21 protein-coding genes and 1 tRNA gene are annotated in these 19,682 nt (G+C 70.3%); 17 read left to right on the top strand and 5 right to left on the bottom strand.

The window, feature by feature from the left end; translation table 11 throughout:
* The first annotated feature begins 44 nt into the window (after window positions 1–44).
* From JIN95_RS14385 to JIN95_RS14415, 7 genes are all read left to right on the top strand, one after another.
* Window positions 45–512 (top strand): peroxiredoxin, encoded by a 468-nt coding sequence (locus JIN95_RS14385; RefSeq protein ID WP_200531912.1) that lies wholly within the window; start codon window positions 45–47, stop codon window positions 510–512.
* Between the two features lie 642 nt (window positions 513–1,154).
* On the top strand, window positions 1,155–1,610 hold the full coding sequence (locus tag JIN95_RS14390; RefSeq protein WP_200531913.1) for a hypothetical protein: 456 nt from the start codon (window positions 1,155–1,157) through the stop codon (window positions 1,608–1,610).
* A 66-nt stretch (window positions 1,611–1,676) separates the two neighbouring features.
* Window positions 1,677–2,009, top strand: coding sequence for a hypothetical protein (locus JIN95_RS14395; RefSeq protein ID WP_200531914.1), 333 nt, complete (start codon window positions 1,677–1,679; stop codon window positions 2,007–2,009).
* A 68-nt stretch (window positions 2,010–2,077) separates the two neighbouring features.
* A complete protein-coding gene (gene mch / locus JIN95_RS14400) occupies window positions 2,078–3,016 on the top strand; it encodes a methenyltetrahydromethanopterin cyclohydrolase (protein WP_200531915.1) in 939 nt (312 codons plus the stop codon).
* A 13-nt stretch (window positions 3,017–3,029) separates the two neighbouring features.
* Window positions 3,030–3,572 carry a hypothetical protein gene (locus tag JIN95_RS14405; RefSeq protein ID WP_200531916.1) on the top strand — a complete coding sequence of 181 codons (543 nt, stop codon included), beginning with the start codon at window positions 3,030–3,032 and terminating at the stop codon, window positions 3,570–3,572.
* Window positions 3,573–3,641: 69 nt separating this feature from the next.
* Window positions 3,642–4,847 carry a potassium channel family protein gene (locus JIN95_RS14410; RefSeq protein WP_200531917.1) on the top strand — a complete coding sequence of 402 codons (1,206 nt, stop codon included), beginning with the start codon at window positions 3,642–3,644 and terminating at the stop codon, window positions 4,845–4,847.
* Window positions 4,844–5,200, top strand: coding sequence for a nuclear transport factor 2 family protein (locus JIN95_RS14415; protein ID WP_095637248.1), 357 nt, complete (start codon window positions 4,844–4,846; stop codon window positions 5,198–5,200). The genes JIN95_RS14410 and JIN95_RS14415 overlap by 4 nt, the downstream gene beginning before the upstream one ends.
* Before the next feature lie 16 nt (window positions 5,201–5,216).
* Here the strand turns inward: JIN95_RS14415 and JIN95_RS14420 are convergent, their stop codons facing one another.
* Window positions 5,217–5,813, bottom strand: coding sequence for a DNA-3-methyladenine glycosylase 2 family protein (locus JIN95_RS14420; protein ID WP_200531918.1), 597 nt, complete (start codon window positions 5,811–5,813; stop codon window positions 5,217–5,219).
* A 127-nt stretch (window positions 5,814–5,940) separates the two neighbouring features.
* On the opposite strand from JIN95_RS14420, the gene JIN95_RS14425 reads away from it, so the two are divergent.
* Window positions 5,941–7,929 (top strand): 3-hydroxyacyl-CoA dehydrogenase/enoyl-CoA hydratase family protein, encoded by a 1,989-nt coding sequence (locus JIN95_RS14425; RefSeq protein WP_200531919.1) that lies wholly within the window; start codon window positions 5,941–5,943, stop codon window positions 7,927–7,929.
* A gap of 21 nt (window positions 7,930–7,950) precedes the next feature.
* Here JIN95_RS14425 and JIN95_RS14430 read toward each other — a convergent pair whose 3' ends face one another.
* Both JIN95_RS14430 and asd read right to left on the bottom strand, forming a co-directional pair.
* Window positions 7,951–8,577, bottom strand: coding sequence for a class I SAM-dependent methyltransferase (locus tag JIN95_RS14430; RefSeq protein WP_200531920.1), 627 nt, complete (start codon window positions 8,575–8,577; stop codon window positions 7,951–7,953).
* Between the two features lie 68 nt (window positions 8,578–8,645).
* Entirely contained in the window at window positions 8,646–9,692 is a 1,047-nt protein-coding gene (gene asd, locus JIN95_RS14435; RefSeq protein WP_095637244.1) for an aspartate-semialdehyde dehydrogenase, read from the bottom strand.
* Window positions 9,693–9,837: 145 nt separating this feature from the next.
* Here asd and JIN95_RS14440 point away from each other — a divergent pair, with 145 nt between their 5' ends.
* On the top strand, window positions 9,838–11,517 hold the full coding sequence (locus JIN95_RS14440; RefSeq protein WP_095637243.1) for a Na+/H+ antiporter NhaC family protein: 1,680 nt from the start codon (window positions 9,838–9,840) through the stop codon (window positions 11,515–11,517).
* Between the two features lie 335 nt (window positions 11,518–11,852).
* On the opposite strand, the gene JIN95_RS14445 is transcribed toward JIN95_RS14440, so the two are convergent.
* Window positions 11,853–12,494 (bottom strand): hypothetical protein, encoded by a 642-nt coding sequence (locus JIN95_RS14445; RefSeq protein WP_095637242.1) that lies wholly within the window; start codon window positions 12,492–12,494, stop codon window positions 11,853–11,855.
* 143 nt (window positions 12,495–12,637) lie between these two features.
* Here JIN95_RS14445 and JIN95_RS14450 point away from each other — a divergent pair, with 143 nt between their 5' ends.
* Both JIN95_RS14450 and JIN95_RS14455 read left to right on the top strand, forming a co-directional pair.
* The gene (locus tag JIN95_RS14450) at window positions 12,638–13,618 is read left to right on the top strand and encodes a calcium/sodium antiporter (RefSeq protein WP_095637241.1); all 981 of its coding nucleotides are present in this window, start codon (window positions 12,638–12,640) and stop codon (window positions 13,616–13,618) included.
* 67 nt (window positions 13,619–13,685) lie between these two features.
* Entirely contained in the window at window positions 13,686–14,420 is a 735-nt protein-coding gene (locus JIN95_RS14455) for an MBL fold metallo-hydrolase (RefSeq protein WP_200531921.1), read from the top strand.
* Between the two features lie 148 nt (window positions 14,421–14,568).
* On the opposite strand, the gene JIN95_RS14460 is transcribed toward JIN95_RS14455, so the two are convergent.
* Window positions 14,569–14,641, bottom strand: a tRNA-His gene (locus tag JIN95_RS14460).
* Between the two features lie 159 nt (window positions 14,642–14,800).
* Between JIN95_RS14460 and JIN95_RS14465 the strand changes: the two genes are divergently transcribed.
* The 6 genes from JIN95_RS14465 (at window position 14,801) to JIN95_RS14490 (ending at window position 19,664) form a co-directional block, all read left to right on the top strand.
* The gene (locus JIN95_RS14465; protein WP_200531922.1) at window positions 14,801–15,256 is read left to right on the top strand and encodes a DUF5814 domain-containing protein; all 456 of its coding nucleotides are present in this window, start codon (window positions 14,801–14,803) and stop codon (window positions 15,254–15,256) included.
* A 102-nt stretch (window positions 15,257–15,358) separates the two neighbouring features.
* Complete coding sequence (locus tag JIN95_RS14470; protein ID WP_255521289.1) at window positions 15,359–16,252, top strand: COX15/CtaA family protein; 894 nt, start codon at window positions 15,359–15,361, stop codon at window positions 16,250–16,252.
* 107 nt (window positions 16,253–16,359) lie between these two features.
* The gene (locus tag JIN95_RS14475; protein WP_095637237.1) at window positions 16,360–17,157 is read left to right on the top strand and encodes a basic amino acid ABC transporter substrate-binding protein; all 798 of its coding nucleotides are present in this window, start codon (window positions 16,360–16,362) and stop codon (window positions 17,155–17,157) included.
* Window position 17,158: 1 nt separating this feature from the next.
* Window positions 17,159–17,995, top strand: coding sequence for an amino acid ABC transporter permease (locus JIN95_RS14480; protein ID WP_095637236.1), 837 nt, complete (start codon window positions 17,159–17,161; stop codon window positions 17,993–17,995).
* Window positions 17,992–18,738, top strand: coding sequence for an amino acid ABC transporter ATP-binding protein (locus tag JIN95_RS14485; RefSeq protein WP_095637235.1), 747 nt, complete (start codon window positions 17,992–17,994; stop codon window positions 18,736–18,738). The genes JIN95_RS14480 and JIN95_RS14485 overlap by 4 nt, the downstream gene beginning before the upstream one ends.
* Window positions 18,738–19,664 carry an amino acid ABC transporter permease gene (locus tag JIN95_RS14490; protein WP_200531923.1) on the top strand — a complete coding sequence of 309 codons (927 nt, stop codon included), beginning with the start codon at window positions 18,738–18,740 and terminating at the stop codon, window positions 19,662–19,664. Before JIN95_RS14485 ends, JIN95_RS14490 begins: the two co-directional genes overlap by 1 nt.
* Window positions 19,665–19,682: the final 18 nt, after the last annotated feature.

The raw sequence follows: 19,682 nt of genomic DNA on the forward strand, positions 1-19,682 counted from the left end.
AATCGGACCGAACATCCTAATACCGGGGCGAAACCACGAGACGTATGCTCGAACCGGGCGATTCCGCACCCGAGATCACGCTGTCCGACCAGCACGGCGCCACCGTCACCGTCGACCCGTCCGCGGCGCGCTACACGGTCGTCTACTTCTACCCGCGGGCAGACACGCCGGGCTGTACCGCCGAGGCGTGTAGCTTCCGCGACGAGTGGGACGCCTTCGAGGGCGCCGACATCGCGGTCGTCGGGATCAGCGACGACCCCGTCGACGACCTCGAGCCGTTCGCCGAGGAGTACGACCTCCCGTTCACGCTGCTCTCCGACCCCGACGGCGCGGTCGCGAGCGCGTACGACTCCTACGGCGAGAAGCAGATGTTCGGCAACACCTTCGACGGCGTGTTCCGGAACACGTACGTGCTCGACGACGAGGGGACCGTCGTCCTCGCCTACGAGGGCGTTTCCCCCGAGGACCACGCGGTCGAGATCCTCGAGGATATCGAGGCGCTGCAGGACTGAGAGGGGCGCGATCGGGTTTCAACACCCACGAGCCTCCTCGCGGGAGGCGCGCTCGGATGTGGCTCCACTCGGTACGGACCCACCGACGATCGACGGCGGGAGTGGATATTGCAGATCGGTATCGGCGGTACAGTATTTAAAAAGCACGAGCGGCGGCGACAGTCGGTTATAAACAACCGTTGCGGTGGCGCGTGCCTGCGAGCGGTCGCCCCCGGCGACCGCTAGACAGCACGCGCGAGGGAGTCGCTGGCGCCTTATAAGGCGCCGGCGACGAGGCTGGGGAGGTGTGAGGTGCGGTGCTGTGCTGTGCGGGGCGGGACTCAAAGGGGCAGTCGCTGCGGGCGGCGCAGGCGTTCACGAGAGCAGAGCTCTCGTGAGCCAATCAGAACGCTTCGCGTTCTGATGACGACGTAAGCACCGCAGGGAGCGAGTGAAACGAGCGACCGAGGAGCGCAGCGAGCGTGCGCCGCCCGCAGCGACTGGGGCTTTGCAGGCCGTCACTCCAGAGCCGACGATCACGTATAAGCACCCGCCACCACCACAATCCGATTTATAAACAACCGACTCACCGCAATGATTCACGTACTCCCGCTGTCTCTCTCCCGCCGACGCGCCTTTATAAACGACGGCCGTACGATCCGCATGGGCTATCCGGTCACCTACTACTGTCCGCACTGCGGGACCCTCGTCGAGCTGGAGCGCGACGGCTACCTCGCGGACAAGGCGGTGACGCCGTACCCCCTCGAGGGGTGGGAGTACGTCGCTCCGACGGCGCCGTTCGAGGGCGACGACGCCGACGGCGTTCGGTTCGTCTGCGGCGAGAGCGAGGGCGTCGACTGGGACCCGCACGACGGCGTTCGCGGGTCGGACGCGGGCGGCGAGGAGCCGTACCGCGAGCCGGACCCCGAGGGGACCGGCTGCGGCGAGCCGTTCTACCTCTCGTTCGTCCGATACGACGAGGGGCGCGAGATCGACCCGCGGGCCGAGAGCGAGCTGGTGGAGATCGATCCCGATCCCCGTCCGAGCGGGCCGCGGGGGCCGGGCGGTCCCGAGGGACCGGACGGGGGCGGCGATGGCTCGGACGGCGGGTTCTGGTAGGGCCGCTGGCGACTCCGCCGTCAGCGTCGCCCGTAGCGTTATCCCGCTGAAGCGAGATGGTGACGCATGGCAGACACCAAGTCGGGGCGCGACAAGCAGGCGCGTGACGAGGAGCGCAGACAGATACGGCGGGACATCTCGGAGGCCCGAGAGCGCGGCGACGAGGCGGACCCGACCGCCGAACCGCCGGCCGAGTGCCACCGCCGCGGCTGCGCCGAGCCCGTGGCGTTTTCGGTCACCGAGCGGTACCAAGAGGAGACCGGGGCGGGCGCCGTGGAGGCGACCGCGTTCCTCTGTGCGGACCACGCCGGCGACGAGTCGCCGGTGAACCTGGACGACGCGTACGAGGGGTACGTGTTCCGCGTCGAGCCGGTCGCCGCCGGGGCCGGCGGTAACTGAAACGCCGCCACCGCTGGCGACGCCGACGACTGACAAACCACTTACTGCGGGAGCGAGAAGGGTCCGCCATGGAAAGCATCAACCGGACCGCGATCGAGCTCGTCGACGAGGCGCTCGACTTCGCCGGCGAGCTCGACGTCGTCGGCTACGATCTGGACAACGGCGCCACCGTCGTCGACTTCGGCGTCGACGCCGCGGGCGGCGTCGAGGCGGGACTGCTGCTCGCCGAGATCCAGACCGCCGGCCTCGCGAACCTCCGAACCCGCATGGGCGAGGTCGCGGGCGCGCCGCGCCAGTACGTCGAACTGTCGACCGACCACCCCGCCGTCGCGCTGCTCTGCTCGCAGAAGGCGGGCTGGGAGCTCGCGTTCGACTCCGGCTTCGAGGGGCTCGGCTCGGGGCCGGCCCGCGCGCTCGTCGGTCAGGAGGCCGAGTTCGAGCGCGTCGGCTACTACGACTCCTCCGAGTTCGCGACGCTCGCGGTCGAGTCGACGACGCTCCCGACCGAGGAGGTCGCCGAGCACGTCGCCGACCTCGCCGAGGTCGACGCCGAGGGCGTGTTCCTGCCGGCGTACGCCACCGGCTCCACCGCGGGCTCGGTCGCGACCGCGGCCCGCGCCGCGGAGCTCGCCGTGTTCCGCCTGCTGGAGCTCGGCTACGAGCCGACCGACGTGCTCCACGCCTCCGGCTCGGCGCCGATGGCCCCGGCCACCCGCGACGAGGACGTAGCGATGGGGCGGACGAACGACGCCCTCGCGTACGGCGGCGAGGTCCACCTGCAGGTCGCGCGCGACGACGACCGCTTCGACCAGATCGTCTCGACCGCCCGCGAGGAGTACGGGACCCCCTTCGTCGAGGTGTTCGAGGACGCCGACTGGGACTTCTACGAGGTCGACGAGCGCGTCTTCGCCCCCGCGAAGGTCACCGTCGACGTGATCGACGGTCCCGTCTACACGGTCGGCGAGACCGACGAGGAGCTGCTCGCGGAGTCGTTCGGCTACCGCTGAGGCGGTCGAGCAAATGCGTCTGAAGCCCGTCCCCGAGCCCCCCGACGAGCTCGACGACCTCCGCGCGTTCCAGCGGGCGGTCCCGCTCGTCCCCGGGAGCACCGACGACTGCTGCGCCCGGCTCCGCGAGCGCCGGGGGCTCTCGGACCGACAGACCGCCAACGACTGGCTGGCGTTCCTGCGCGCGCTCGGGCTGGCCCGGGAGACGCCGCGCGGGTTCGTCAGGACCGACGCGGAGCCGACCCCGGAGCTGGTCCGCGAGGGGCTCCAGGAGGGCGTGCTCCTCGTTCCCGAGGCCCTCTCGGCCCTGCGAGCGGCCTCCGCCGCGGACCCGCTCACGCCCGACGACCTGTTCGCGGCGACGCGGGAGTCGGTGCCCCGACACGACCGCGCCCGCGACCCGAACTGGGAGGCGACGTGGCGCGGGCGCGCCGACCGGCTCCTGCGGTGGCTCGCGCTCGTCGACCTCGCCGAGCCGGTCCCGGCGACCGAGCCGACCGAGGGCGGCGATCCGGAGCCGCGTTCGGTCGCCTACGTCGCCGGCGACGCCGCCTGAGCCCTCGGTTTCGAGGCGCTGTCGGCGATCCGTGACAAGCCTTTTACTCGGAGCCGGAGAGGGAGAGGCATGGGACGATTCGACGGGCGGGACGGGCCGCTGTCGGTCCGGTACGAGCCGGCGAGCGTGAAGGACCTGCTCGTGGAGATGAAAGACACCGCCGAGCTGTTGATCGACCTGTCGTACTCCGCGGTCCTCCACGGGAGCCCGACGATCGCCCACGAGGTCGTCGAACTCGAACACCGGATGGACGTGCTCCAGATGCGCGCGCGGATGAGCCTCATGCTCGCGGCGCGGAGCCCCGACGAGGCCGAGACGCTCGCGCCGGTGCTCGGCGTGGTCGGCGCGGCCGACAAGATCTCCGACGCCGCCGGCGACATCGCCAAGATCGTCACCGAGGAGATCGGCCTCCCCGACGCGATGCGGGGCGCGCTCACCGAGGGTGTCGAGACCCTCGTCCGCGCCACCGTCTCGCCCGACTCGGCGTACGCGGGGCGGACGCTGAAGGACATCGACCTGGAGTCAAAGACGGGCGTGCGCGTCATCGCGATCCGGCGCGACGACGACTGGGTGTTCAATCCCGGGCCGAAGACCCGGATCGAGGCCGGCGACGTGACGCTCCTCCGCGGGCCCGAGACGGGCGTCGCCGACGTCCACCCGACGCTGACCGGCGACCCGTTCGACCCGAGCGACCCCCCGGAGCCGGCCATCGACGACTTGGAGCGCGCGGTCGACTCCATCGTGCTGATGAAGAACCTCTCGGAGCTGGCGGTCGACCTGGCGTACGGCTCCGTCCTCTTCGACAACGAGGCGCTCGCCGAGGAGGTGTCCAACCTGGAGATCGAGGTCGACGCGCTCCAGTCGCGGTTCGAGGCGTGGACGCTCCGGGCCGCCCGCGAGGCCGACGACCCCGTCTCGCTGCGCGGGCTGATCCACCTCGGCGTCGCCACCGAGGAGATCTCCGACGCCGCCTTAGAGATCACCGAGGGGGTCATGCGCGACATCGGCGTCCACCCGGTCGTGGAGATGGCGGTCCAGGAGTCCGACGAGATCATCACCCGGACCGTGGTCGGCGAGGGGAGCGACCTCGACGGGACCCGGGTCGAAGAGGGGATCCCCGCGACCGACATCTCGACGAGCGTCATCGCGATCCGGCGCCCCGACGAGGGGTGGCTCGTCGGCCACGACATCGACACCACCCTCCGCGCCGGGGACGCCGTCATCTCGAAGGGGACCCGCACCTCGGCCGCGGAGTTCGAGGCGCTCGCGGCGTGACGGTGTCCGAAACGGACGATCCGGCTCGGCTCGTCCGGGCGTACTACGACGCGCTCGACGCCGGCGAGTACGACCGCCTCGCGGCCCTGCTCGACCCCGGCTTCGTCCAGCGACGCCCCGACCGCACCTTCGAGGGGCGCGACCGCTTCGTCGCGTTCATGCGCGACGAGCGCCCGATGACCGACACGACCCACGCCGTCGACGCGGTGTTCCCAAAAGGACCCGGCGTCGCCGTCCGCGGGCGGCTGCTCGACGCCGAGGGCGACGAGGTGTTCGCGTTCGTGGACGTGTTCTCGATCAGCGACGAGCGGCTTACCGAACTAGAGACGTACGCGGCGTCGGGCGAGGAGTGACGCCGGCCGAGGGCGGCTACGACTCGTACTCCGCCCAGACGTACCGCGTCCCGTAGCTCCGGTAGGGCCGCCACGCGTCGCCGATCTCGCGCATCTCCGCGCGGGTCAGCTCCTCGCCGTCGTTGTACACCTGCTCTATCCCCTTCCGCACCGCGAGGTCGCCGAGCGGGAGCACGTCCTCGCGGCCCAGCGCGAAGATCAGGTACATCCGGGCGGTCCACTCCCCGACGCCCCGGATCTCGGTGAGCGCGGCGACGACCTCCTCGTCGCTCGCGTCGGCGAGCCCCTCTCGCGTGAGGTCGCGGTCGCCGTCGCTGAAGGCCCCGGCGACCTCGCGCAGGTACTCGACCTTCGTGCCGCTGAGCCCGGTCTCGCGGAGCCGGTCCTCGTCGGCCGCGAGGACGCGGTCGGGCGTCGGGTCGCCGCCGAGGGCGTCGAGGAACCGCTCGTGGATGGCCGCCGCGGACGCGGTCGAGAGCTGCTGGTTCACGATCGAGGTACAGAGGCGCGCGAACTCGTCGCCGGCGGGCTCGACCCTCAGCGGGCCGTGCCGGTCGATCAGCCGCGCCATCGTCGGGTCCTCGCGCAGGGTCGCCGCGACTCGCTCGTTCATCGGGAGGCGGTTGGGGCCGGAGACGGGAGTGCGTTTCTCTCGCGATCCCGAGGAGCGATAAACTTACAGTGCGTTTTTCGTTTGGAAGATGGAAACGTTCAACCATGACGGTTCCGACCGTTCCGGTATGCAGCTCGAAGACGTCCAGCGCGTAACGGTTCTCGGCGCCGGAAACATGGGACACGGCATCGCGGAGGTGGCCGCGCTCGCCGGCTACGACGTTGCCCTCCGGGACATCGAAGAGGAGTTCGTTCAGGACGGCTACGACCAGATCGAGTGGTCACTCGGCAAGCTCGCCGAGAAGGACCGGATCGGCGACGAGGAGGCGGAGGCCGCGCTCGACCGCGTGGAGACCTTCGTCGACCTCGGGGACTCCCTGGCCGACGCCGACGTGGTGATCGAGGTCGTCCCGGAGAAGATGGCGATCAAGAAGGACGTGTACGACGAGGTCGTCGAGTACGCCCCCGACGAGGCCGTCTTCGTCACCAACACCTCCAGCCTCTCTATCACCGAGCTCTCCGAGGTCACCGACCGCCCCGAGCGCTTCTGCGGGATGCACTTCTTCAACCCGCCGGTGCGGATGGACCTCGTCGAGGTCATCTCCGGGAAACACACTTCCGAGGAGACCCTCGAACTGATCGAGGGGCTCGCGGAGTCGATGGGGAAGACCCCCGTCCGCGTCCGGAAGGACAGCCCCGGCTTCATCGTCAACCGGATTCTGGTCCCCCTGATGAACGAGGCGGCGTGGATCGTCGAGTCCGGCGACGCGACGATGGAGGCGGTCGACTCCACGACGAAGTTCGACATGGGCCTGCCGATGGGCTCGTTCGAGCTCGCGGACCAGGTCGGCATCGACGTGGGGTATCACGTCCTCGAGTACATGCACGAGGTGCTCGGTGACGCCTACCGACCCTGCCCGCTGCTCGTCGAGAAGGTCGAGGCCGAGGAGCTGGGGAAGAAGACCGGCTCCGGCTTCTACGACTACGAGGACGGCGGCGCGCAGATCCCCTCGGACGCGATCGACGCCGACGTGCGGAGGCGCCTGCTCGCCGTGATGGCCAACGAGGTCGCCGGCCTCGTCGGGAACGACGTGGCCGACCCGCCCGCGATCGACCGCGCGGTGATGCTCGGCGCCGGCTTCCCGGACGGCCCCGCGAAGCTCGCCGACGCCGAGGGGCTCGCCGGCCTCGTGGACGTGCTCGACGACCTCCACGAGGAGACCGGCGAGGCGCGCTACGAGGCGACTGACCACCTCCGCGAGGCCGCCGAGGCGGGCGGGTTCCACGGCGAAAGCGGCGGGGACGCTGACGGCGAGGGCGACGACGCGCTCGCCGGCTACGACACCCTCAACGTCGCCGTCGAGGGCCGGGTCGGCCACGTCGAGATCGACCGCCCGCACCGGATGAACACGATCAGCGGGGAGCTGCTCGACGAGCTCGCGGACGCGATCGACCGCCTCGACGCGGACGACGAGGTGCGGGCGATCCTGCTGTCCGGCGCGGGCGACCGCGCGTTCTCCGCGGGCGCCGACGTACAGAGCATGGCCGCCGGCGGCGCGGACCCGATCAACGCGGTCGAGCTCTCGCGGCAGGGACAGCAGACGTTCGGGAAGCTCGAAGAGTCGGACAAGCCCGTGGTCGCCGCCATCGACGGCTACTGCCTCGGCGGCGGGATGGAGCTCGCGACCGCGGCCGACATGCGCGTCGCCTCCGAGCGCTCGGAGCTGGGCCAGCCGGAGCACAACCTCGGGCTCCTCCCGGGGTGGGGCGGCACCCAGCGGCTCGCCCGGATCGTCGGCGAGGGGCGCGCCAAGGAGATCATCTTCACCGCCGAGCGCTACGACGCCGAGACGCTAGAGGGGTACGGGTTCCTCAACGACGTGGTCCCGGGCGACGAGCTCGACGAGCGCGCGTGGGAGCTGGCCGAGCAGCTCGCCGCCGGCCCGCCGATCGCCCAGAAGTACACGAAGCGCGCGATGCACGCCGGCCGCACGGACGGCGAGGCCGGCCTCGAAGTGGAGGCGATGGGCTTCGGCCACGTGATGAACACCGACGACCTCATGGAGGGCGTCACGGCGTTCATGGGCGACGGCGAGCCCGAGTTCGAGGGGAAGTAGGGGCCGGCGGCCCCTAGCGGCTCATTCCGCCAGCCGCGCCGCGAAGAACGTCCAGTCCGCGTCGTCGCCCTCCTCCAGCGAGTCGTCGACTCCCCACTCCCGCTCGACGGCGAACCCCGCGTTCCGGAGGTGCTCCCGCGTCGCCTCCGCCCCCGCGATGTGCCACTGCATCTCGACGCCGGTGTCGAGCCAGTCCGGGTTCGTCCCGGTCCACTCCTCGGGGCCCTCCGAACAGAGCAAGCGACCGCCCTCGTCGAGGACGCGGGCGAACTCGTCGACGACTTCTCGGTGTTGCTCGCGCGGGACGTGGATCAGCGAGTGGTAGGCCGTCACCGCGTCGAACGCGCCGTCGCGGAACGGGAGCGCGGCGATGTCCCCCTGCGCGAGCGCCGCCGCGGGGGCGTTCTCGGCGGCCAGCCGCAGCTGCGTGCGCGAGATGTCCGTCCCGACCGCGGTCGCCGTCGCGGCCAGGTCCCGGAGGACCGGCGACCCCTGTCCGCAGCCGGCGTCCAAGACGCGCGCCGACTCGGGTAGTTCGCGGACGAACCGGGAGAGGACCTCGCGTCCGCGGCCGTCTTCGGTCCGATCCGCGGCGTACGCCTCGGCGAGAGCGTCGTACCCGCGACGGACGGCGTCCTTATCGACCATGCGAACCGGGTACCGGAGCACCGCTATTTAAACTGCGGGAAAACGGCGGGGTCGCCGTAGTCGCCCCGTTAGACGTACCCTTCCTCGACGAGCAGCTCGCCGTTGAGCAGCGAGGCGCCCGCGGCGCCGCGGATCGTGTTGTGCGCGAGGCAGTTGTACTTCGCGCCGGCGTCCGTCGCCTGCACGCCGCCGGCGACGATGCCCATCCCGTCCGCGTACGTGCGGTCGAGGCGGGGCTGCGGGCGCTCGGGCTCGTCGTCGCCGAACACCTTGATAAGCTGGTCGGGCGAGCTGGGGAGGTCGCCGGCGCCCTCGAACGAGCGCATCGCCTCGCGGAGGTCCGCTGGCGAGGGGTCCTCGGCGAACTCGGCGAAGACGTTCTCCAAGTGGCCGTCGAGCGTGGGGATCCGGTTACAGGAGGCGGCCACGTCGGCGCCGTGGAGGTGGACCTCCGCGCCGTCAAACTCGCCGAGGAGCTTGCGCGACTCCGTCTCCATCTTCTCCTCCTCGCCGCCGATGTGCGGGATCGCGTTGTCGATGATCTCCATTGAGGTGACGCCGGAGTAGCCGGCGCCGGAGACGGCCTGCAGGGTGGAGACGCGGACGCTCTCTAGGCCGAACTCGTCGATCGCGGCGAGCGTCGGGACCATCGTGATCGTCGAGCAGTTCGGGTTCTTCACGAGGGCGCCGTCCCAGCCGCGCTCGTCGCGCTGGACCTCGATCAGGTCGAGGTGCCCGGGGTTGATCTCGGGGATGGTGAGGGGAACGTCCGTCGCCATGCGGTCGTTCGAGGAGTTCGAGGAGACGACGTACCCCTCCTCTAAGAACGCGGGCTCGACCTCGGCCGCGACGCCCGAGGGGAGCGACGAGAAGAGCAGGTCCACGTCGTCGTCCGCGATTCCCGCTGGGGTCGTCTCGGCGACCTCCATCTCGGCGACGTCGTCCGGGATCGGGGTGTTCACGCGCCACTTGGCGGCCTCGCGGTAGGTCTCGCCGGCGCTGTCCGCGCTGGCGGTGACCGCGGCGAGGTCGAACGTCGGGTGGTCGTCGAGGAGCTGGATGAACCGCTGGCCCACGGCGCCGGTGGCGCCGAGGATGCCGACTCGTACAGACATTGCGCGTGGGTCCGTGACAGGGACGTAAGTGCGTTCGGATACGTGCCGATTCCGCCGGCCACCGCCGGCGGTCGGACGACCTCGCGTCCCGGACCGGCGTCGCGGCACGCGACATTTATATACTCCCCCGTGGCAGTACGTGACAATGACCGATTTCGGAGCGCTGTCCGTCGCGCCGCCGGTGCTCGCGATCGTGTTAGCAGTGATCACCCGAAAGGCCGTGCTGTCGCTGTTCCTCGGGATCTGGTCCGGGGCGGTGATCGTCACGGGCGGGCTGGGGATCGTCCAGACGTTCGAGTGGATCGTCGCGGCGGTCTCGAACGAGTTTCAGGCGACGATCCTCGTGTTCACCCTGCTGCTCGGGTCCGGCGTCGCCATGGTGTGGAACCTCGGCGGCACCGCCGCGGTCCGCGACTGGGCGCTCGAACGGCTCGACTCCCAGCGGCAGGCCGGGCTCGTCGCGTGGGGGCTCGGGATCGTCCTCTTCTTCGACGACTACGCCAACACCGCGATCGCCGGCTCGGCGATGAAGGACGTCTCCGACCGCCTCCGGATCTCCCGCGAGAAGCTCTCGTACATCGTCGACTCCACCGCCGCGCCCGTGGCGACGCTGGGGATCTCCTCGTGGGTCGCGTTCCAGCTGTCGCTCATCTCGGACGGGTACGAGGCCGCCGGCGTCGCCGAGGCGAACCGCCCCGGAACCTTCGAGGTGTTCGTCTCCTCCATCCCGTTCAACATGTACGCGATCCTCGCGATCGTGATGGTGCTTCTGATCGTGGGATCCGGCCGCGACTACGGCGAGATGCTGACCGCCGAGAACCGGTCGTGGACCTCCGGAAAGGTGACTCGGGACGAGGCGGTCCCCATGCAGGACGTGGCCGGCGAACTCGGCGAGCCGCCGGCGTCGACCCCCCGGCTCGTCAACTTCTTCGTCCCCGTGGCGGTCCTGATCGCGGTGACGGTCGCGACCGCGCTGTGGTCCGGCGAGTTCTCGCCCGTCGGGTTCGGCGGCGACCTCCTCGCCGGGGAGTTCGGGGCGGCCGGCGGGCGGCTGTGGGACGCCGCGCTCAACGCCTCCTACGAGGTGGCGCTGATGATCGGGTCGTTCGCGATGGTCGCCAGCGGCTTCGTCCTCGGGAAGGCGTACGGGATCTTCGGGGTCGGCGACGCGAGCGAGTACACGATCGACGGGTTCGGCATCATGCTCACCGCGGCCTCCATCCTCGTGCTCGCGTGGGGGATCGGCGAGGCGATCGACGCGCTCGGCACGGGCGACTACGTCGCGACCGCGGCCGTGGGCTCCGTCTCGGGGGCCCTGCTGCCCGCGCTCGTGTTCGTCGTCGCCGGCGTCATCGCCTTCTCGACCGGCACCTCGTGGGGCACGATGGGGATCGTCACCCCCATCGCGATCCCGATCGCGTGGGAGATCAGCGGCGGCGGCGCGGCGGGGCACACCCTCGTGGCGGCGATGGTCGGCGTCATCTTCTCCGGCGCCATCTTCGGCGACCACAGCTCGCCGATCTCCGACACCACCGTCCTCTCGGCGACGTTCACGGGGGCCGACCTGATCGACCACGTCCGCACCCAGATCTACTACGCGGTCACCGTCGCCGCCGTGGTCGTCCTCCTGTTGGTCCTCTGGGGGTTCACCCGGGTGACGCCGCTCGCCCTGCTCCCGCTCGGCGCCGCCCTGCTCGCCGGGCTCGTCTACGCCCTCTCCGAGTTCGACGCCGCCCGCCGCGGGATCGATCCGGTGTCGGTCTCGGAGCCGCAGACGGACGACGGCGAGCGCGTGGTGGTCGCCGGAACGGAACAGGACGACTGAGCGGCCGGCAGGCCGACAGGCCGGCACCTTATATACGACCGCCGGCTACCGTCGGATGCGCGCCCTCAGTCCCCGCCCGAGTACTCCCCGATGGGAGCGATGACCGCGCGGAGAACCCAGGCGCGTGACATCCGGTCGCTGACGCGACCCGCCCGTCGCCGCGCAGGCGACCGCCCGCCACGAGGGTTTCCCGGTCGACGCGGCACGCCGCCGGAGATGAGACCGGTCGTTAGTGTTGCGGGCGACATTCCGACGCTCGGGAGCGGCGGCGCTCGTCGGACCGATCAGCTCGGCGCGACGCGGACGCGTACGACGCGGTCACCGCGTCTCGACGGTCACCGCGTCTCGACGGTCACCGCGAGGTCGTCGACGTAGTGGGTCGCGTCGGCCTCCCAGATCACCGCCGTGCCGACGGCGAGGTGGAGCGTGTCGGTCGACAGCTCGGGAGTGGTCCACTCGAAGGCGTACTCCCGCCAGCCGTCGGCGAGCCACAGCGCGTCGCGGAGCCCGCCGTACGGCGTCTCGCCGAGCTCCGTCGTGTTGAGGCCGGGCTGCGGGAAGTCCTCCTCCGCCTCCGGCGGCTCCGGGCCGAGGCGCATCAGCGCGTGCCGGATCGTGTTGAACGATTCCGACTCGCTCCAGAACCGCCCGCTCACCTCGATTTCGTACGAGCTTCCCGACTCGACGGGTATCGGATGGGTCGCCCACGTGACCCCGTCGTCGTAGTCGCCCTGGTTCCAGATCCGGAGCGAGCGGTCTCCGGAGGACGCCTCCGCCTCGGAAAACGACACCTCCCAGTCGAACTCGTCGATGTCCACCTCGGGACCGATCGCGGCGTCGAACAGCCACTCGCCGATGTCCCCTTCGAACCCCTCCTCGAAGGCCGGGGCGTCGCTCCCGCCCGCACACCCCGCGACCCCGGCGAGACCGACGGCGCCGATTCCGGCGCCCGTCCGGAGCAGTTCGCGTCGTCTCACGGCGTCCCACGTTCGTCCATAACGGGCGATACGACGCCAGACCGACACAAAAGTACACGGTGCGTTACGGGTCCGGCGTGGAGTGGACCCCGCCCCGTCCCCGGGGATCGGTTTTAACACCGCATGCAAGAACGACTACCCACATGGCGCTCGGAGGGTCAGCCGTCCAGTTCGCGATCATCGCGGTCACCGTCATCGGTCTGTGGATCGGCGCCCGCGCCCTCGTCGACTCGACGGTCCGGATCGCCCGCCGGTTCGGCGTCAGCGAGCTGACGATCGGGCTGACGATCGTCGCGATGGGGACCTCGACGCCCGAGCTCGTCGTGACGGTCGACGCCGCGCTGGCGGGGCTCGGCGAGATCGGCGTCGGCAACGTCGTCGGCTCGAACGCCTACAACCTCGCGTTCATCCTCGGCGCGGTGTCGCTGCTTCGGGTCATCCCGGTCGAGCGCTCGCTGGTCCACCGCGACGGCGTCGCGCTGGTCCTCTCGACGGTGGCGGGATTCGCGGTCCTCTTCGACCGGACCGTGACCGGCGTCGAGGGCGCGCTGCTGGCGGGACTGTTCGCCGCGTACACGGCCTACGTCGTCCGGGACGAGCGCACGACGCACTCGATCGAGACCGAGTACACCGACTCTCGGGTCACCGGCGCGCTCCCGACAGGGTTCTCACACCGGGCCCGCGACGGGCTCCTGCTCGTCGGCGGACTGGCGCTCGTCTTGGTCAGCGGCCACTTCATGGTCGAGTCGGCGTCGGCGCTCGCGCGGGGCGCCGGCGTCTCCGACTGGGCGATCGGCGGGACGATCGTCGCCGCGGGGACCTCGACGCCGGAACTCGCGGTGTCGCTCGTCGCGATGCGACAGGGTCACGTCGGGATGTCCGTGGGCAACGTCGTCGGGAGCAACGTGTTCAACCTGCTCGGGATCCTGGGGATCGCGTCGCTCGTCCGTCCGCTCGCGGTCGGCGGCGCGGCGATCGAGACGCTCCTCTGGCTGACGGTTCTCACGGTCGTCATGGTCGGTGCGCTGTGGTCGGGGCGGCGGCTCTCCCGCACCGAGGGCGCCCTCTTCGTCTGCTCCGAGCTGACCCGGTGGGCGCTCGGTCTCCTGCGGATCTTCGGGTGATGCGGCGGCGGAGCCAAATCACCCCCGTCGCAAGTGACAACCCGCCGCTCGGCGAAGCCGTCGTTACATGCCGACGAACTCCACTGTCAGCGTCACCCTCGTCCGGAACGCCACGGTCCTCGCGACCGTCGGTGAGACGACCTTCCTCGTCGATCCGCTGTTCGCGTCGCAGGGCGCGTTACCGCCGATCGACAACACGCCGAACGACCGCGCGAACCCCCTCGTTCCGATGCCCGACGTCGACCGCTCCCACGACGCGGTGATCGTCACCCACCGCCACCCCGACCACTTCGACGACGCGGCGAGGGACGAACTGGACCTGGACGTCCCGCTGTTCTGTCAGCCCGCCGAGGCGGACGCGTTCGTCGAGGAGGGGTTCACCGACGTGCGCCCCGTCGAGGACGCGGCGTCGTTCGCCGGCGTCACGCTCCACCGAACCCCCGGCCGTCACGGGCACGGGGACCTGGCCGAGCGGATGGGGCCGGTCTCCGGGTTCGTCCTCGAGGGCGACGAGACGCTGTACCTCGCCGGCGACACGGTCTGGTACGAGCCGGTCGCGGAGACGCTGACCCGGTACGAGCCCGACGCGGTCGTCCTGAACGGCGGCGCGGCGCGGTTCAACGAGGGAGAACCGATCACCATGGGGGTCGAAGACGTCGCCGCCGTCCGCGAGGCCACCGACGCCGCGGTCGCCGCGGTCCACATGGAGGCGATCAACCACTGTCTGCTCTCGCGCGAGGAGCTGCGGTCGGAGACAGAGGACGTACTGGTGCCGGAGGACGGAGCGGAGATCGAGCTGTAGCTCCGTCGCTGTTCGAAGGCGGCGGTCCGCAAAAGGTCCGGGTGCGAGAATTGAACCACGGTCGGACGTGCTCGCTTCGCTGCGCGCGACCTCCCCGGTTCAATTCGCCGCGGATCCCCGCGGCTCGCGGTGTTGCTCGCCGTAGAAGGTCCGGGTGCGAGAATTGAACCCGCGTCTCAGCCTCCACAAGGCTGAAGGATAGTCCACTACCCTAACCCGGACACGCGTCGATATCTATCCCGCTTTGATAAATAACCGTTACGACTCCCGGACGGGCGTGTGACGCGGTGTCGTCCGGTGATCGTCACAGCTGGTCGGCCCGGCGACCGCCGTGACGACCACGCCGTTTTTACTCCCAGCCGGCGTATCGGCGGGCAACCGTGGCGTTCACCGACAAGATCTACGTGAAGAACCACCGGCAGCTCGCCTCCCAGCTGGAGACGAACATCCCGAAGGGGGCCTTCGCCGGCGCGACGCTCGACATGCTGTTCACCGGCGACGGGCTCTCGAAGCTGGACGAGACGACGCGGGACCGGATCTTGGACTTCGCGGAGGACTTCCTCGACTGCGACTGTCAGGCGAACCCCTACTGCGGCTGCCCGGAGGAGAAGTTCATGCGGTACGTCCTCGAACTGCGCGCCGAGGGGCTCGGCCCGCAGGCGATCGTCGACGTGATGAGCGACGACTACATGGTGTACGCCTACACCGGCGACGTGCTCTCGTTCCTCGACGACTCGGTGCGGCAGCTGGAGGCGGTCGAGACCCTCGCCGACGTCGAGGGGAACGAAGAGATGTCGGACCGGGCGCGGAGAGCGAAGCGGGAGCTGTCCGGCTGAATCGGCCGGACGGTGGCACGTCCTCCTAAGGACCGTCGGCAGCGTTCCCACACCCCCGGAGCGGCCGAACGGTCTAAGTGCGCTCGCGTCCGAACTCGACCAATGAGTCTTCGGCCCGCGTGGCTGACGTTCAGGCGATACGCGGCGGCGACGACCGGGATGACGCTGGTGTTGTTCTCGCTCGGGGTCTACACCGCGGCGACCGGGTCCGGGCTGGCGTGTCAGGCCCAGTGGCCGCTCTGCTCCGACCAGCTCATCCCGGCGCTGACGATCAACCCGGACTTCATCGAGTGGTTCCACCGCGTGTGGGCGATGGTCACCGGCTTCCTCATCGTCGGCGTCGCCGGGTGGACGTGGGTCGGCGGACTCGACCGCCGGACCCGGCTGGCGGCGACGCTCGCGGTCGCGATCCTCCCGCTGCAGATCACGGTCGGCGCCCTCACGGTCACCCTCGGCGGGCTCGTTCCCGGGGGGTACACGGTGTCGACGCACGCGGCCCACCTGATCGTCGCGCTGGGGATCTTCACCCTGCTCGGGCTGGCGACGATCTGGGGCGGCGGACGCGGCTCCCCGAGACTGCTCCGGGCCGCGGTCGGCGTCGCCGCCGTGGGGATCGTCGCCAGCGCGGTGTTCTCGCGGGCGGTCCCGTTCGTCACCTACGCGCCGGGCGCGCAGGCGGGGTTCTACGTGACCGGGCTCGCCGGCCACCTCGGCCTCGTCGCCGCCGTCGCGTACGCCACGGAGGCCGTCCGCACCGGCTACCCGGGGCTCGATCGGTCGACCGCGGCGACGGTCCGCCTGCTCGCGGCCGGCTCGATGGCCGCGCTGGTCGCCACCCTGCTTCTGGGCCGCGACCTGGTGTTGTACACCGCGTTCTGGCAGCGGCTCAACCTCGTCGCGCTCGGCGTCGCCGCTGCCCTCGCGCTCGGCGCCGCGTGGGCGGTCAGGGGCGTCGGGTCGGAGGGGACGACGGCGGGCCCGGTGCGCGGCGACTGAGTGCCGGCCAATCCGTCTGAGGGCCGGTCGACCCGTCTGAGGCTCCGTCGGGCGGACGACCCGCCCGAGGAGGAAAGGTTGAAATCAGTTCCCGTTCACCCACCGGTATGTCATACCGCACGGAGACGGACGTGAGCCGTCGGACGTACCTGAAGCTGACCGGTGGCGCAAGCGCCGTCGGACTGACCGGCGTCGCCGGTTGCCTCGGCGACGACAGCACCACGATCACCCCGGGCACCGCGCCCGGCTTCCCGCCGTTCGAGATGCAGCAGGACGGCGAGCTGGTCGGCTTCGACATCGACCTGCTGGAGGCCGTCGTCGCGGAGACCGACTACGAGCTGGGCGAGTGGGCCACCTTCGAGTTCGACTCGCTCATCCCCGCGCTCACCCAGAACGAGGAGATCGACGTGATCGCCGCCGCGATGACGATCACCGAGGACCGCCAAGAGACGATCGCCTTCTCCGACCCCTACTGGGAGTCCGACCAGGCGATCCTCGTGCGCGAGGGCGGCGACTTCCAGCCGTCGTCGTGGGAGGACTTCGAAGGCGTCCGCGTGGGCGCGCAGTCCGGGACCACCGGCGCGGACCAGGTGTCGTCGAACCTCATCGACCCCGAGATCATCTCCGAGGACGACTACTCCTCGTACGACAGCTACGTGTTCGCCGTCGAGGACCTCGAGAACGAGAACGTCGACGCCGTCGTCATCGACCTGCCCGTCGCGGAGACGTTCGCGGCCAACCGCGACGTGGAGGTCGCGTTCATCGAGGAGACCGGCGAGCAGTTCGGCTTCGGCATCCGGCAGGGCGAGTCGGAGTTCCAGTCGGCGCTGAACGACGGGCTCGCGACCGTCCGCGACGACGGGACGTACAGCGAGATCACGAGCACCTGGTTCGGTCAGGAGTAGGATGTCGGATCCGGCGACGCTCGCGCTCGCCGCGGCCGCCAGCGCCGCGGTCGAACTCCCGGCGTGCGGCGGCCTCCCGATCTCGGCCGGCGACGGGCTCGCGACGCTCGCGCCCGTCGGGCAGTCCGCCGACTGGTCGTTCGTCGGCGAGGCCGTGGACTGGGAGTTCGTGTTCCGGAACGCCGACTACCTCGGCGTCGGCGCCCTGTTGACGATCGGGCTCACGGTCGCGTCGATCCTGCTCGGGTTCGTCGTCGGGTTCCCGGCCGGCGCGGTCGAGGTGTACGGCGACGGCTACCTCAAACGGGCAGTCAGCACGGTCGGGATCGTGCTCCGCGGGACCCCGATCGTCGTGATCCTCATCGTGATGTACTTCGTCGTCGGCGTCCCGCAGATCAACCTCGGCGTCGCCACGATCTCCTCGGCGATGACCGCCGGAATCTTAGGGCTCGGCCTGCGCAGCGCCGCGTACCAGTCGCAGATCTTCCGGGCGACCCTTTCGAGCGTCGACGAGGGACAGCTCGAGGCGGGACGCTCGATCGGGCTCTCGCGGTTCGAGGCGGTCCGGTACGTCGTCGTTCCGCAGGCCCTGCGCCGGTCGATCCCGGGGTTCCAAAACGAGTTCACGATCGTCTTGAAAGACACCAGCATCGTGTTCGCTATCGGGCTCGCTGAGCTGCTCACACGGGGGTACGACCTGTTCTCGGAGCAGACGACCGCGGTGCTCGAAGTGGTCCTCTTCATCAGTGCAATCTACTTCGTCCTCACGTTCACGACGAACCGCGCGCTCGACTACCTCGGCGACTACTACGCGATCCCGGAGGGGGAGTCGGCGTGAGTGACGACGAGTTCCTCCGCGTGTCGGACGTCTCGAAGTGGTACGGCGAGGAGAAGGTCCTCGAAGAGGTCTCCTTCGAGATGGACCGGGGCGACGTGACCGTCCTGATCGGTCCCTCCGGCTCCGGGAAATCGACCATGCTGCGCTGCGTCAACCGGCTCGCGGAGGCGCAGGAGGGGTCGATCCTGCTGGACGGCGAGGAGGTGCTCTCGCCGGACCTCGACGTCGACGAGCTCCGCCGCGAGGTCGGGATGGTGTTCCAGGGGTTCAACCTGTTCGCGCACCTCACCGCGGTGGGCAACGTCGCGCTCGGCCCGCGGCGCGTGCTCGGCCTCTCGGAGACGGCGGCCCGCGAGCGCGCCGAGGCGCAGCTGGAGCGCGTCGGGCTCGGCGAGCAGTTCGACTCGTACCCCGCGGAGCTGTCCGGGGGCCAACAGCAGCGGGTCGGCATCGCCCGCGCGCTGGCGATGGAGCCGAAGCTCATGCTGTTCGACGAGCCGACGAGCGCGCTCGACCCCGAGCTCATCGGCGAGGTGTTGGAGGTGATGCACGGGCTCGTCGACGAGGGGATGACGATGCTCGTGGTCACCCACGAGATGAGCTTCGCCCGCGAGGTCGCCGACGAGATCGTGTTCTTGGACGACGGCCGCGTGGTCGAGCGGGGACCGCCGGAACAGCTGTTCGATCACCCCGAGGAGGAACGGACCGGCCGGTTCCTCGAACGGATCGCGAGTCACGACTGATGGCGAGCGCGACGAGACCCGCGACGGTCCGGGAACGCGTGGCCGACTCCGACCGCTCGGTCGGCCGGCTCCTCCTCGTCGCCGCCGGGGCGCTGTTCTGGGGCTGGCTCGTCGTGAGCTGGGTCAACCGATGGCTCGGGGGCGTCCTCGTGCCGGTCGGACAGCCGCTCGTTCCGGCGGGCGCCGTCGAGGCGACGCTGGCGGCGATCCCGGGCCTCGCCGCGTACGCGTCCGACGCCGCGTTCGTCGTCGAGCTCACGCCGGAGCTGGCCCGGGGGACGTGGCTCACGGTCGTGATCACCGCCGTGAGCCTCGCGGTCGGCTTCGTCCTCGCCGTCCCGCTGGCGGTGGCCCGCGTGTACGGCCGGTTCTCCGCGTGGCTCTCGCTGGGGTACACGGAGCTGTTGCGGGGGACGCCCCTCCTCGCGCAGCTGTTCGTGCTCTACTACGGGCTCAACCTCGCGAGCTACGTCCCCGGCGCGCTCTCGGGCGTGTTCGCGCGGGACGTGGTCTGGGTGGCGATCCTCGGGTTCACGCTCAACGGGGCGGCCTACCAGGCGGAGTACATCCGCGGCGCCTTAGAGAGCGTCGAGGAGGGGCAGATCACCGCGGGCCGCGCGATCGGCCTGTCGAAGCTGGAGACGATCTACTACGTCGTGCTCCCGCAGGGGCTCCGGTACGCGATCCCGTCGTGGACCAACGAGTTCGTCTACCTGATCAAGTACTCGTCGCTGGCGGGCTTCATCACGGTCCCCGAGCTCTACTACCGGGCCGACCAGATCGCCTCCGAGACGTTCCGGTACACCCTCATCTTCGTCGTGACCGGCGTGACGTACCTCGCCTTGGTCCTCACCGCGTCGAAGCTGATGGAGCGCGTCGAAGACCGGGTCGCCATCCCCGGGATCGGCTCCGGGAGCGAGGAGTGAGACGCGGCCCCGTCCCGC

The organism is Halorubrum sp. LN27 (genome assembly GCF_016635065.1).
GTDB lineage: Archaea > Halobacteriota > Halobacteria > Halobacteriales > Haloferacaceae > Halorubrum > Halorubrum salipaludis.